The organism is Shewanella spartinae, from assembly GCF_019457555.1.
In the GTDB taxonomy this organism is placed as follows: domain Bacteria; phylum Pseudomonadota; class Gammaproteobacteria; order Enterobacterales; family Shewanellaceae; genus Shewanella; species Shewanella loihica.
Genome location: NZ_CP080418.1, coordinates 3,582,300 through 3,596,380 on the forward strand (window position 1 = coordinate 3,582,300; position 14,081 = coordinate 3,596,380).

Sequence of the window (14,081 nt, forward strand, 5' to 3'; positions counted from 1 at the left end):
CTATTAAGAGCGAAACAGTAAGACAAACGCCACACCAGTAAAGACTTGTTTAACAAGATAAATGGGTGCACACTTGCCAGCGATTTAGGGCAATCCATCCCCTAAGGCCAAAAGCCACCTCAATTCAGCCATAGATAATGTGAAGGATCACAATGCAAGTCGTTATTTTCTCGATAATCTTAGCCCTACTCTTTATCAGCCTGCTGCTGGTCTACCTAAACTGGCGCGGCAAACAGCCCATCGAAGTCACCGGCGGCCCGGATGAGGTCATTTTTCTCGCCAACCAACTGCTGCACAGCGGTCGGGAAGCCCAGGCCCTCGATTATCTGGAGCGCGCTGCCGCCATGGGGATGGCCCACGCGGCGCAGTTCCTGGGTGAACTCTACAGCCTCGAAGATCATCATCTGTATAATTTAGACAAGGCCAATCATTGGTTTCAACAAGCGGGCGAGCTGGATGAGCAATTTGCCCAGATTCAACGCCAGATGCTCAAGTTAAAGGTTCATCCAAGCCAAAAAGGTGGAAGTCACGAACTGGAAGCCATGCTGAAACCTGGCGCCGATCAGGGCAACAGCCAGCATCAAGGCGAACTGGGCAGACTCTATCAGGAGAGCCCACTGCTCGACCCCGACGGCAGCAAGGCGCTGCACTATCTCGAGCTTGCGGCAGAGGCGGGTGATGCTGAGGCGCAATATCATCTGGCCAAGGTGCTGCTGGAACCGCGCCATGGCAAGCCGGATCCCATCAGGGCCAGAGCCCTGCTCACGGCCATTGCCGACAGCGACCCTCTGGCCAAGAGCCAACTGGCGCAGATGCTACTTAGGGGAGAAGGCGGCCCGGCCGAGCCACGTGAGGCCGAGCGCCTGATGCGCGAGGAAGCAGAGGACAACGAGTTTGCCCTCATCGAGCTGGCGCACCTCTATCAGGAAGGTAAACATCTGCCTAAGGATATCGATAAGGCAGAGGAGTGCCTAAGACAGGCGATGGCCATGGAAAACAATAGCGCCACCTACCTGTTGGGGGAGCTACTGCTCAAACATAAACGCGCCAACGACAGTCACCTTGAGGCGATCGCCCTGCTCACGCCATTGGCCCAGCAGTGGATGACAGACGCCCTATTTCTCCTGGGTCATGCCCACGAAGAGGGGCTTGGCACCCGTCGACATCTCCCCACGGCCCTGGCTTACTATCGTTTGGCGGCGATCGATCCCGCGCCCTATCATCTTGAGCGGGTCGAGACATTAAGTGCCAAGATGGGCAGCTATGAGAAGGAGCAGGCCGAGAGCCTGTATCAAGCATTTCTCACCGAGCACCCCATAGAGAAGTCCCAGCAGGCCTGCATAGATCTGACCCACGGCCTGCGTCTGCTCCATGAAGACGATAAAGGTAAACGCCATCCGAGAGAGGCCATTAGCTTTCTGGAGCGCGCCGCACTCGCCGGCGAGAACCTGGCATTTAAGCCGCTGCATAAAGCCTGCGCCGAGCTGAGCCAGAGGGTTGATGCCGCCGTCTGGGCACAGATCGCCCTGGAAGATCAGTTCTATTTTCTGCCCACGGGCGAGATGGAGAGCAGCTTAGCCAGCCTCAAGCAAGGCTTTAGCGAGTCAGAGCAGGCGCTGTTTGAGCAGCGCTTACAAGAAAGGCAAGAGGCACTCACAGGTCACTAGCCTTTCACTAGCACTCGTCGCTAATTGCAAACGCGCTAAGCCCAAAAACGCTAAGCCCCAAAGCGCTAAGCCCAAAAGCGCTAGCCCCAAAACATAAGCCCAAAAAAGGGTGACCAGTAAGCTGGTCACCCTTAGTCTAAAAACGGGGATTAGAAGAGACTAACCCAGGCGGCGTCTTAGCTCCTTAGTCGCCTTCACCATGTTTTGCAGCGCAGGCTCCACCTCATCCCAGGTGCGCGTCTTCAGGCCACAGTCTGGATTCACCCACAGCTGTCCCACAGGGATCTTGGTCGCCGCCTTCTCAATCAATGCCACCATCTGCTCCACAGTCGGAATGTTCGGGCTGTGGATGTCATACACACCCGGGCCTATCTCGTTGGGATACTCGAAGTCCTCGAAGGCATTGAGCAGCTCCATGTGTGAGCGCGAGGTCTCTATGGTGATCACATCCGCATCCATGGCGGCGATGGCATCTATGGTGGCATTGAACTCGCTGTAACACATATGGGTGTGGATCTGGGTCTCGTCCTCGGCGCCCGCCGCGCTCAGTTTAAAGGCAGCCACCGCCCAGTCGAGATAGTGCTGCCAGTCACTGGCCTTCAGTGGCAGGCCTTCACGAAACGCCGGCTCATCTATCTGTATGATGCCGATCCCCGCCGCCTGCAGGTCGGCTACCTCGTCGCGGATCGCCAGGGCAAGCTGATTGGCTATCTGCTCGCGGCCGATATCTTCCCGGGCGAAAGACCAGTGCAGTATGGTCACCGGGCCGGTCAACATCCCCTTCACCGGCCTGTCGGTCAGGCTCTGGGCGAAGCTTGCCCAGGCGAGCGTCATCGGCTGACGACGTGAGACATCGCCATAGATTAGCGGCGGCTTGACGCAGCGTGAGCCGTAGCTCTGCACCCAGGCAAACTGGGTAAAGCCTACCCCGTCAAGCTGCTCGCCGAAATACTCCACCATGTCGTTGCGCTCGGCCTCGCCATGGACCAGGACATCGATCCCCAACTTAAGCTGACGCGCTATGCTGTCGCGGGTCACCGCCTCGAGCTGCGCCACATAGGCCTGCTCGGTCAGCTCGCCCTTACGCCAGCGACTGCGTAGACCGCGAATGGCCGGCGTCTGCGGGAAGGATCCGATGGTGGTGGTGGGCAGCAGCGGCAGACGAAAACGGGCCTGTTGCTTTAGGCGGCGCTCGCCAAAACCGCTAGGACGATTGAAATCCTCAGGCGTTAAGGCCTTGAGCCTCGCCTGCACCTCAGGGTTGGCCGCCTGCTCACGGGCCTGACGCCTCACCTCACAACGCGCCACTATCGCCTGGGCTGCCTCGCTCTGTGGGGTAAGCAGCAAGGTGCGCAGCGCCGCCAGCTCGTCGAGTTTCTGCTTGGCAAAGCTGAGTTGATTGGCTAGCTCTGGCGCCAGCTCGGTTTCGCTCTCCAGATCCACGGGCACGTGTAAGAGCGAACAGGAAGGCGCCAGCCAGATTTGCTCGCCAAGATCCGCCACCACAGCGCGCAGACGCTCGGCCAAGATGTCGAGATCCGCCGCCCACACGTTACGGCCGTTGATCACCCCAAGGCTGAGCACCTGCGTCGGCTTCAAGCTGGCGCCAAACAGGGTGAGCTGCTCGGCATCGCTCACCAGATCCAGATGCAGGCCATCGACTACGAGATCCTTAATCAACTCATGATGATGGGCCACAGAGCCATAGTAACTGGCTAGCAGCAGCTTAACCCCCAGGCCACTGAGTTCTTTGTATGCCGGCTCGAAGGCCGCCAGCCAGTCATCATCTAGCTCCAGCGCTAAGATAGGCTCGTCGAGCTGCACCCAGGTCACGCCTTGATCGGCAAATCGCGCCAGAATCGCCTGGTAGGCCTCGAGCAAGTTGGGCAGCAGGCTCAGCTTGTCGAAGGGCTCGCCCTCGCACTTGGCAAGATAGAGGTAGCTGACCGGGCCAAGCAATACCGGCTTAGGCTGATGCCCCAGGGATTTAGCCTCGGCCACCTCGTCGAACAGCTGCTCATAGGCTATCTCGAAGCGCTGACCCGCCGTGAGCTCGGGCACTATGTAGTGATAGTTGGTGTTGAAGTATTTCTTCATCTGGGCGGCACGGCTCGCCTCCCCCGTGGGGGCGCGGCCACGGGCCACTCGAAACAGGGTATCGAGATCCACCTGCTCGCCGCTGCGATGGCGCGCCGGGATGGCATTGATGGTAGCGCTCAGGGTCAGCACCTGATCGTAGAAGGCAAAGTCCCCAACCGGCACTTGCTTCACCCCCGCCACCTGCTGCCACTGCCAATGGGTTCTGCGCAGCTCGCTGGCGAGCGATTGCAGCTGCGATTGGTCTATCTCACCACGCCAATATTTTTCCAGGGCAAATTTGAGTTCCCGTTGACGGCCGATGCGGGGAAAGCCTAATGAAGCGATATCTAGAGTTTGCATATTGTATACCTTTTGCATTAAGATGAGCGAAATTCATGGTTAGCGCCCTTCGCTGTCATCGCAATACAGGTTTGAGAACTGAAATTGCACAACAAACTAAAACAGGCGTCTGGACGTCTAGAAGTTTATTGTGCTAGTCTGTTGTCTCGCAATCGAATTGATTTCACGAGCAACATGAGCCAAATTCATGTGAGGTAAAAATGATAGAGCTTAGGCATTTACGTACATTGGTCGCCCTGAAAGAGAGCGGCAGTCTCGCGGGCGCAGCCAAGAAGCGCTTTGTCACCCAGTCGGCCTTATCCCACCAGATCAAGGAACTGGAGACCCGCATCAACTCGGCGATTTTCGTGCGTAAGAGTAAACCCCTCTCCTTTACTCAGGAGGGCGCGCGGTTGCTCAATCTGGCCGAGGAGATCTTGCCTAAGGTGATAGAAACCGAAATCGATCTCAAGAATGGCCTGGGCAGCGAGGCGAGAGATCTCTTTGTGGGTATCGAATGCCACAGCTGTTTTCGTTGGCTGATGCCGGTGATCGAGCAGTTTAATGCCAGCTTTCCTCACACCAACTTAGAGCTGTCGAGCCGCCACCTGTTCGACTCGCTGACCGCGCTCAAGCAGGGACAGCTGGATGTGGTGCTCACCTCTGACCCTATTCCCGACCATGATATCGCCTATCAGCACCTGTTCGATTTCGAGGTCAAACTCCTGGTCGCCGCGGATCATCCGTTGGCCGAGCTCCCCTATGTCACGGCGGCGCAGCTTAAGGATCAGACCCTGCTCACCTACCCAGTGCCACTAGACAGGCTGGATATCTATCGCCACTTCATGGAGCCTGCGGGCGTGCCGGTTGCCAAGCAAATCCGCTGCGATCTCACCGCCATGTTGCTGCAACGCATCGCCTGCAAAGATGGGGTCTCCGCCCTGCCGAGTTGGTCGATCAACGAGGCCCACGGCCTGTCGCTCAAGGCGGTAAAATTGGGTTCAGAAGGGCTCAGACGCCCACTCTTTGGCGCCTATCGCAGCAATGGCAGCAGCGCCCGTCTCGCCCAGCAGTGGCTCAATCTGGTGACCTCTGAGGGGCTGGAGCGTCAGGGGCACTAAAGGCGCAATTTCAGAAAAGCTAAAATTAAGGCACAAAAAAACCTGCACTCGGCAGGTTTTCTTTTGTCAGGTCGAATGCCCTAGAGCGGGTTGAGCAGTTGATTGCGCATGGATAGCACTCTGCGCAGCACCAGACCCGGAGAGTCTGGATTGCGAGTCTGACGTAGGTTATGGGCGATCATAAACTCTTCTCTGAGTTCCTCATCCAGGCCTAATGACTCGAATGCCTCAAGGGTCAGCGTCTGCTTCTGATTATCGATCAGCGACTTGATGATAGAGAGCGGGAACGACTGCTCCGACTCGGCATTCAGGTAGGCGAAGGCTGTCAGGGCGATGATCTCGCCAAACACACTAAACAGCGCCAGGGTCTGCACCTCATCGGGATTGATGTTCACCCCTTCCATATGATGCAGGCTATCCACGGCGTCTGTAGCGATGCTCTCGGTGAGCGCCCAGTAGCCGTATACCAGCTTCTTGTAGGGCTGTGGCAGCTCGTCGAGACGCTCCTTGAGGTAAAAGGTGAAGGCATAACGGTAGATATTGACCTGGCCCAGGCGCACCAGGGCATCTTTCAATGAACGGTTCTTCGATGACACGCTGGCGTTAGCCGCCGAGTTGCTGCGCCATAGCAGATGTGCCGCCAACGCGGGATCGGAAGAGACTATATCGATCACATTGCGGATATCGCCATCGGCAATAATGGCTTTCTTCAGCGGGATCAGAATCCCCCGTCGTCCGATAACCTGTTCTTCATTGGCAATAATTGCGCGTACTTGAGTGAATACCTGATGCTCAAGATCTGTCATGAGAAGTTATTAACCTGATTTATTATTGGCACGGCGCCATTTGTTATCCGAGAATTTACCCATAAAACGACTGTCTGGGTCAAGTCGATTTGGGGTAAAAACGGACATTAACCTAAATAAATTCATCTTGCCACTCACGCTTGAGCTTTCAGCCTATAATGGACGAAAGATAAGCGACAAAATTCCGCCACTTAACCAAGGGGTGACGCCCATTGACTGGCTACTGCCAGGGCCATTTTAGCTATAGGGCACCTGCCTGTTGCAGACGCTGATATAGGTGCTCGGCGAGACGACGATAGCCTTCATCGTTGAGGTGAATCGCATCAGATTTTACCTCTGATAATTTTAGCAGTTCTGTCAGAAAATCCTCAATAAATAGCGGCTGATATTGCGCGGCCAGCTGCCCATACAGGGGCGCGGTTTCTAGCCAGATACTCTTCTGGGGCACACCGATCAACACAACAGGAATATCGCGCCGGTGGGCCTGTGCCAGCATGGCAGAAAGGTTGGCCTCGACCTGCGCCGCGCTGCCATTACGCAGAAAATCATTGCCCCCCTCGAGCAAGATGATGAGATCCGGCGCCGTCTCATCCAGTACTCGGGCGAAGCGCTCGCGGCCCTGGGATGTGGTCTCCCCCGAGATGCCGGCGTTGATCACCTCGCGTCCGCTTATTGCTTGCAGCTGCGCAGGATAATCCATGCCTGGGCTGGCTCCCACGCCCTGAGTCAGGCTATCGCCAAAGGCAAGGATCCTGGCACTCCCCGGCAAGGGAGCAAGTGAGGGCCCGCCACTTGGCCAGAAGATGATGGCCAAGATCAAGATAACGGGCAAGAGCAGCCACTTAAATTTCATCCCACAGACTCCCAAATGATCTATGCCCTATGATGAACAGCAGGCAATAAAAAAGCCAGTCAGATCTGACTGGCTCTTAAGGCTAAAGCCGCGTTAGAAGCGGTAGCTGGCGGTCAGGCGCAGCGCCCGGCCTGTGCCAGGGTAATAACCGCTACCCCAGGTGCTGAAATACCCTGAGCTGACATACTCCTTGTCCAGCAGGTTATCGACCCGCAGGCTGGCCAGCCAGGCATCGCGGCTATAGTTGATGGCGATGTTCGCCAGGGTATAGGCATCGAGCTTATCGCCCTGGTTGGCATTATCACCCTCCATGTAACGCTCACCGGTGTAGACCGCCTCGGCGAAGAGCTGCAGATGCTCATATACATCGTAGCTGACATAGCCACGACCTGAGTTCTTGGCCACCCAGGAGAGCGCCTTACCCTCGTTAGCCCCTTCGGTAAACTCGGCGTCTATGTAGTTATATTCAAGCCCAAGCAGTAGATCCTGAGTCGCCTGCCAATCCCAGTCTGCGCTCACCCCATAACGGCGCGAGGCATCGGCGTTCACGTTGGCGCCGGGAAAACTACCACCGACAGGCGTCTCGGCGCTGGGGTCGAAGACGATCTCATCTTCGAGATCCAGACGATAGGCACTCAGGCGCAGGGTATTACGCTCGAGCAGCAGATCCCAGCCCGCCTCGTAGGAGCGACCCGTCTGCGGCTTGAGTCCCTGAATGCTAGCCGGGGTATAGGCCTGCTCATCCACCTTGGCGAAACGGAAGTTATCGTCGGCCCGCAGGTAGAATCTATGTTGCTGGCTCGGGCGATAGTTGATGCCAAGCTCGAAGGCATGGGCATCCTGATCCAGATCTATCCCATTAGGGTACGCACTGGCGTCCACCAGCTCATCTGTCACCTCGGCGTAACGACCGCCCACCACATAGCTAAAACTCTCGGTGAGGGGCACGGTCGCCTGCACATAGGCGCTGGCCAGCTTCTGCACATTGCTGCGATTACTAAATGTCGCCTCGCCGCGGCTAAGATCCAGACCGGTCACCAGCTTAAGCTCGCCGTTATCCGTCTTGATGTTAGCCACAGCCTTAGGCTTAAACTCGAGCAGGGAGCGGGTATCGCGGCGGCTTGTGTTCCAGGTGCTTAGCCCTGTTGTTAGGGTGTCGCTGTAGTTAAGGTCGGCGCCCAACGACCAGGCCTCATTCAGCTGGCGCTGATAGCCGGTGCGGGCCGCCGTGGTCATCTCATGCAGGTAGGCATCGATAAAGAGATCGCCCTGCTTCAGATCACCCATTTGTCTTGGGTTTTGCTTGAGCTGATCATCATTCAGCGCAGCAGCGAGTTCGCGGTGGTTGTCATAGTGACTCGCCTCGGCGAAGAACTGCTGCACCTCATCGTCATACTGCAGTCGCCCCAGCACAGAGCTGGTCTTGCTGGCATTGTGATCGCGATAGTTATCGCTCTTGAGGTGGTTGGCCGCGCCATAGAGGCGCCAGTTGTCGTTGATGGCGACCGAGCCCTCGGCCTTAGCCTCAAAGGTGTCAAAGCTACCGCCGGAGAGCTGCAGGCTGCCGCCGTTATCTTTCGGCGCCTTGGTGATAATGTTGATCACCCCGCCAACCGCCTGGTCACCATAGAGTACACCGGCGCTGCCAGAGAGGATCTCGACTCGCTCCACCTGATTGAGCCCGATGGCGCCGATGCTCGGCGCGGCGATATCGATATTGTTGAGGCGACGACCATCGAGCAGGATCAAGGTGTTGTTGACCGCCTGACTGGCACTGAAACCGCGCATAGCAAATACGGCGCCCGAGTTTGAATCTGAGACCTGAATACCGCTCTGTCCGCGCAGCAAATCGGTGAGGTTGGTGGCACCGCTGAGCTCGATGGCGGCGGCGTCGATCACATTGACGTTAGCCGCGATATTGATAGGGGTGTTTTCGCTGCGGCCGATAACCGTGATAGTTTCATCCACAGGCCCTGGGGTGCCCGAACTTTCCGCTAAGGCAGGAAAGCTTCCGGCCAGACAGGCGCCAAGCAGTAGCGCAATTTTACTAGGTTGTGTACCCATTTTCCTTTAACTCCTAAAAGGGAAACAGGGCAAGGCGTCACGACTGGGCGCAGTCCATCAAACCGCCAGGGTCGCATTTCGAGATCTGCCCGCCGAAATCTCAAAATCACCTTAAGGGCCGGTCTCCGGACTGAGGCTAAGTCTAAACAAAGGGTTTAAACGACGAGCATAGATTTTTTTAACGCCATGATATTAAAGGCACGGCGCACCCAGCTCTCACCTATCACCGTTGCGGGGGCAGTGCCAGATTCTCACTGGCTTCCCGATTATCCCTTGCGCCATTTTGGCTAGGGCACCACATAAGGTTGACTAAATTAGGTCACGCTCTGTCTCATGGCAAGCCGCGATTTACCCGCGGCGTTGAGGAGAGGCTCTCTCCCGGCTACTGTGACAGAACGCGGGCATTATAGACGTCTACACGTATAAATGTCTAATACTCCCATGATGGCCCGAATCGGCATCTTCACCCAAGAGCAGCATTACTCCCTAAAAACAACAAAGGAGGCCTAAGCCTCCTTCATCGCAGATAGGGGAAAGTTACGCCTCGGCCAAAGCCTTAGGGTTTTCACCATATTCATTGCCTTCAACGCTGTCTTGTACATAGAAGACGATCAGCACGATAGCACCGATAAGCGGGATCAGACCGATCAACTGCCACCAGCCCGAACGGCCGGTGTCGTGTAGGCGTCTTGCCGAGATAGCGAGAGTTGGGATAAGCAGTGCCAGCGAGAAGATACCGCTCAGCATATACAGACCTGTCACCACATCTATGGTTGCCGCCACGGCATAGAAGATGATGTAGAACAGGGTAAACATCCAAAATTCTTTGCGACGAGCACGACCGGTGAAATCAGCAAACTTCTTCAACGCACCAATAAAATATTCCATATAGTTCCCTTTGTTTACGTAAATTGACTGAAAAACTCCAATAAAAGAGGGGGCCATTCCTAAGCCCCCTATTGGATAAGTGTCATAATATATCAATAGTTTAAAAAATATAAATTGAATTTTAATGACAATCTTTTTTCACTCACAGGCGCGACTTCACCACCTTGCCACCTTTCATCACGAATCCCACATCCAGCAGGGCCGAGATATCCTCCAGCGGGTTGCCCTGGGTGGCGATAATATCGGCCTGCTTGCCGACACTCAGGGTGCCCAGGCTATCTGACATATTCACTAGCTCGGCGCCATTGATGGTGGCCGAGATCAGCACATCTTTATTGCTCATGCCCGCCTGATTCATCAACACGGCCTCCCGCGCATTGGTGCCGTGGGCCGAGACGCCGCTGTCGGTACCATAGGCAATCTTGACCCCGGCCTTATAGGCGCGGGTAAAGTTAGCCGTCATATCGGCGCCCACTCGCACCGCCTTCTGCTTGATGGCCGGCGACATGAAGTCAGACTCCTTGGCCATATGCACCACGGTATCGCCCGCCAACAGGGTGGGCACCAGGAAGGCGCCATTCTTCTTGAGTAGCTTGATGCTCTCCTTATCGGCGTAGCTGCCGTGCTCTATGCTATCGACCCCGGCGCGCAGGGCGGCGTTGATCCCCTCTGTCGCATGGGCATGGCTGGCCACCTTACGCCCCAGGGCATGGGCCGTCGCCACAATTTCTTTGATCTCATCGTCGTTCATCTGCTGGCCCGTGCCCGTGTCGGTATCCGACAAGACGCCACCGGTAGAGGTGATCTTGATGACATCGGCGCCAAACTTGATGGCGCGGCGGGTGGCGCGGCGACAATCATAGGGGCCGTCGCAGATGGTCTTAGTGGTGAACTTATCCAGCAGATCTGGGCTCATGCCATCCACATCGCCATGGCCGCCGGTCACCGACACCCCGCCCGAAGCGATGATGCGCGGCCCGTCTACCCACCCCTTAGCAATGGCATCGCGCAGGGCATACATCTGCTCCGGCTTGGCGCCGAGGTCCCTAACCGTGGTAAAGCCCGCCATCAGGGTCTTATTGGCGAAATAGGCGCTCTGCATCGCCACATCGGCGTCTGACATCCTAAGGCGCTGGCTATCATTCTTGGGCCCCAGCTCGCCTTGTAGATGCACATGCATATCCATCAGACCCGGCATCACAAAGCCCTGCTTGAGATCCACATACATAGCGCCGGGCGCGACTGTCTCGACGCTCAGGTAACCGGGGGCAACCTGGCTAATCTTACCGTCGGTGATCACCAGGGTCTGTTCGCTGAGCGGCTTGGCGGCCGGGTCGGCCAGCAGGGTGCCGGCATGGATCACTGTCACATCATTGGCAAACAGGGATGGCGACAAGAGCATAGCCGTCAATGCGGCGAGGGGGAGCAGAGTATTATTTTTCATTATGGCCCGTTAATCATGTCTGAAGGAGTGAGAACTCGCCGCGCCTTGCCGAGAAAGCTCCCGGTAAGGACAAGGGCGAGCGCCTAAAACTTGACTAACATGACAACAAATTGGCCTAAAAACAACCACAAATGCGGCCATTGTTAACCCTGACTAAAGCAGCGTCGCAAGCAAGTGTCAAGCAGGCGTTATCTCAGGCCCGACACATCGGCGATACGCTCGACGGGCGGCGCTATCTTAAGGGAGGAGAGGGATAACAAGGCCTCGCCCCGCGCCGATTGATGCAGCAGGAACAGATCTTCCTTGCCGGCAATAACCGTATAGTGACCTATCTCGCCGACGGGCTTATCTATGCCCTGCTCGCCTCTGTGGGTCTGCGGCATCTTATCGCAGGTCAACATGGCGCTATAGCTCGCCTTACCGCTGAGATCTCTGGCGCCCAGTTTCTGGTATTGCATCTCACCTTCGCAGGTATGGCGATACTGATCGGCAAAACCGTCGAGAAAAGCCTCGGGGTCGATACGCTGCGCCATCCCCTTAAACCCCTGCACGCAGTAGAGCGACGACCAATGGGCCAGCAGCTCCTGGGCGGGTACAAACTCGGCCGAAAACATATCGCCACGCTGCTCACTGTAGGCCAGGCGCCAGTTGGCGGGGAAATGCAGGCCAAGGTTCTGCTTGAAGATCGTCAATTGACTGGGCTGAACATGGGCCTGTGATGACATCTGTGCCAGCTCGGTGGCGGTCGCGTCCAAGGGCTGTGCGAACAGCGGCAGAGCGAGCACCAGCCTTTTGGCCAACGCCGGAGTGAATACCTGTAGTGAAAAATCCATTTTATCTACCTCATCCTCAATGCTGCGACACCCAGATAGCAAACAAAGATAGCCGACAAACCGATAACAATCTGCGGCCATTTGCAGTGTGAATCACTAAACACCAGTGATTTCCAGCAGATATTACTACAAAGTTACCCAGAGGGAGCGGATGATTTACAAAAATTAAGACTGAAAAATTCCTTGACGCTTTGGATTACAGATGTAATCTTAATTAAAAATTACAAACGTAATCGTAAAAGACGGTCCTATCATGAAAGAGATTAGCAACGCCGAACTGTCGGTACTCAACATCCTATGGCAAGACTCGCCCCTAGGCGCCAGCGAGGTGGTAGTGGCGCTGGCCAGCAGCCAGGGCATGCACGAAAAAACCGTGAAGACACTGCTCAACCGCCTGGTGAAGAAACAAGCCCTGGGCTTTGAGAAGGAAGGTAGAGCCTATCGCTACTTCCCGCTGATCGATCAGAGCGAGTATCAACTCAAGGAGAGCCAGTCTTTCGTGGAGCGGGTGTTCGCCGGTAAGGTCGCCCCCCTGGTGGCAGGCTTTGCCAAGCAGAAACAGCTGAGCCCAGAGGATATCGCCGAACTTAAGGCACTCATCGATAACTGGGAAGAGGAGCAGTCCTGATGATCTCGCTAATCATTAATCTGATGCTGCCGCTAACCCTGCTGTGCGCGGTTATCCTGTTGCTGCACAGGCCGCTGCTAGCACATCTGGGTGCCCACAACACCTACATGCTCTGGGCCTCGGTGCCCTTGTTGTTGGCGGGCACACTACTGGGTCAGCTGGTTCCCGCCAGACTTGCCAGCCCCTCGCTTGAGCAGCTACAGCACTATCGCGTGCTGGCCGGTGAGCTGTTATCCCAGGGCGAGAACCCGACACTAAACCTGATATTGGCCAGCATCTGGCTGCTGGGCAGCCTGACACTGCTCGGCGCCCTGCTCTATCAGGCGACTCAGCTTAAACGCCTGAGTAACAGAGCCGAAGCGATCGAGCTGCCGCAAACATTGAGCCAGGGGCCGCTATCTCTGACAGAGCGCGAGACCTCTCTGGTGATCAAGTGCCACCCAGAGATAGATTCCCCCATGCTGGCGGGACTGTTCAAGCCAGTGATCTTGGTGCCGACGGGTTTTACACAGCTCGCCCTATCACAGCAGGCGGCGGTACTCAGCCATGAGCTTAAGCATCTTACCCGCCACGACATAGCAGCCAACCTCTTTGGCTACCTGCTGGCAACGCTCTTCTGGTTCAACCCTGTGTGCTGGCTGGCCTATCGTCGTTTTCGTGACGACCAGGAGCTAGCCTGCGATGCCGAGGTCACCACCCACATGGATAAACTACAGCGAATTGCCTATAGCCAAACGCTATTGGCCTACTCCCAGCAGGCCCACCTGGGCATGCTACACACTCACTATGGAAACAAGACCATCCTCAAGGAGCGGATCATGCAAATGAAGAAAACACACACCAAGCGACCTCTCGCCATTTTAGGTCTGGCACTCACACTGGGCCTGTCGGGCGCCTTAATCAACCAGAGCGCCGTCGCGGGCGACAAGCATCATGACGAACACCAGGACAAGGCCAAGGCTCCAAGCCCTGTGATGCGCGTCGAGCCAGCCTATCCGGCCGAGGCGGCGAAACAAAGTGTCGAGGGCTATGTGCAGCTAGCCTTTGATATCAACAAGCAGGGCAAAGTCAGTAATGTGTCTGTTATCGAGTCATCCCCTGCCGGTGTGTTTGACGTCGAAGCCGTTAAGGCGCTGAGTCAGTGGCGCTATGAAGCCTCGCCCGAGGGCGTCAGCCAGGCTAAGGTTCAGCTGGATTTTATGATGTCGGTGCCTAAGGCTGAGATCGAAAGAGTTCGGGTCACCGCCGGCTAAGGCCAGGTTCACAATCCGAAGAGTGAAAAGGGGCCGCGTTGCTCTTTTTCTGTTACCAAAACTGCTCAGGCCATCTCCCGACTAACTAAACATTTCCTAAACTTGT

11 protein-coding genes and 1 riboswitch are annotated in these 14,081 nt (G+C 56.1%); of the genes, 4 read left to right on the forward strand and 7 right to left on the reverse strand.

Features of this window, described 5'->3' with window-relative positions:
- Positions 1 to 152 precede the first annotated feature (152 nt).
- On the forward strand, positions 153 to 1,667 hold the full coding sequence (locus tag K0I31_RS15575; RefSeq protein WP_220078950.1) for a tetratricopeptide repeat protein: 1,515 nt from the start codon (positions 153 to 155) through the stop codon (positions 1,665 to 1,667).
- A 159-nt stretch (positions 1,668 to 1,826) separates the two neighbouring features.
- Here K0I31_RS15575 and metE read toward each other — a convergent pair whose 3' ends face one another.
- A complete protein-coding gene (metE, locus tag K0I31_RS15580) occupies positions 1,827 to 4,106 on the reverse strand; it encodes a 5-methyltetrahydropteroyltriglutamate--homocysteine S-methyltransferase (RefSeq protein ID WP_220078951.1) in 2,280 nt (759 codons plus the stop codon).
- A gap of 200 nt (positions 4,107 to 4,306) precedes the next feature.
- Here metE and K0I31_RS15585 point away from each other — a divergent pair, with 200 nt between their 5' ends.
- Complete coding sequence (locus K0I31_RS15585) at positions 4,307 to 5,206, forward strand: LysR family transcriptional regulator (RefSeq protein WP_220078952.1); 900 nt, start codon at positions 4,307 to 4,309, stop codon at positions 5,204 to 5,206.
- An 80-nt stretch (positions 5,207 to 5,286) separates the two neighbouring features.
- On the opposite strand, the gene K0I31_RS15590 is transcribed toward K0I31_RS15585, so the two are convergent.
- The 6 genes from K0I31_RS15590 to K0I31_RS15615 form a co-directional block, all read right to left on the reverse strand.
- On the reverse strand, positions 5,287 to 6,012 hold the full coding sequence (locus tag K0I31_RS15590; RefSeq protein WP_011866785.1) for an HDOD domain-containing protein: 726 nt from the start codon (positions 6,010 to 6,012) through the stop codon (positions 5,287 to 5,289).
- A gap of 241 nt (positions 6,013 to 6,253) precedes the next feature.
- Positions 6,254 to 6,865 carry an arylesterase gene (locus tag K0I31_RS15595; RefSeq protein WP_220078953.1) on the reverse strand — a complete coding sequence of 204 codons (612 nt, stop codon included), beginning with the start codon at positions 6,863 to 6,865 and terminating at the stop codon, positions 6,254 to 6,256.
- Between the two features lie 93 nt (positions 6,866 to 6,958).
- Complete coding sequence (locus K0I31_RS15600; protein WP_220078954.1) at positions 6,959 to 8,929, reverse strand: TonB-dependent receptor; 1,971 nt, start codon at positions 8,927 to 8,929, stop codon at positions 6,959 to 6,961.
- Between the two features lie 99 nt (positions 8,930 to 9,028).
- Positions 9,029 to 9,245: riboswitch (cobalamin riboswitch) on the reverse strand.
- A gap of 221 nt (positions 9,246 to 9,466) precedes the next feature.
- Positions 9,467 to 9,817, reverse strand: coding sequence for a DUF805 domain-containing protein (locus tag K0I31_RS15605; protein ID WP_011866788.1), 351 nt, complete (start codon positions 9,815 to 9,817; stop codon positions 9,467 to 9,469).
- A gap of 142 nt (positions 9,818 to 9,959) precedes the next feature.
- Positions 9,960 to 11,261 (reverse strand): metal-dependent hydrolase family protein, encoded by a 1,302-nt coding sequence (locus K0I31_RS15610; RefSeq protein ID WP_220078955.1) that lies wholly within the window; start codon positions 11,259 to 11,261, stop codon positions 9,960 to 9,962.
- 188 nt (positions 11,262 to 11,449) lie between these two features.
- A complete protein-coding gene (locus K0I31_RS15615) occupies positions 11,450 to 12,094 on the reverse strand; it encodes a hypothetical protein (protein ID WP_220078956.1) in 645 nt (214 codons plus the stop codon).
- Positions 12,095 to 12,347: 253 nt separating this feature from the next.
- Between K0I31_RS15615 and K0I31_RS15620 the strand changes: the two genes are divergently transcribed.
- Together K0I31_RS15620 and K0I31_RS15625 are read left to right on the forward strand one after the other, a co-directional pair.
- On the forward strand, positions 12,348 to 12,722 hold the full coding sequence (locus K0I31_RS15620) for a BlaI/MecI/CopY family transcriptional regulator (protein WP_220078957.1): 375 nt from the start codon (positions 12,348 to 12,350) through the stop codon (positions 12,720 to 12,722).
- The gene (locus tag K0I31_RS15625) at positions 12,722 to 13,975 is read left to right on the forward strand and encodes a M56 family metallopeptidase (RefSeq protein ID WP_220078958.1); all 1,254 of its coding nucleotides are present in this window, start codon (positions 12,722 to 12,724) and stop codon (positions 13,973 to 13,975) included. Before K0I31_RS15620 ends, K0I31_RS15625 begins: the two co-directional genes overlap by 1 nt.
- Positions 13,976 to 14,081: the final 106 nt, after the last annotated feature.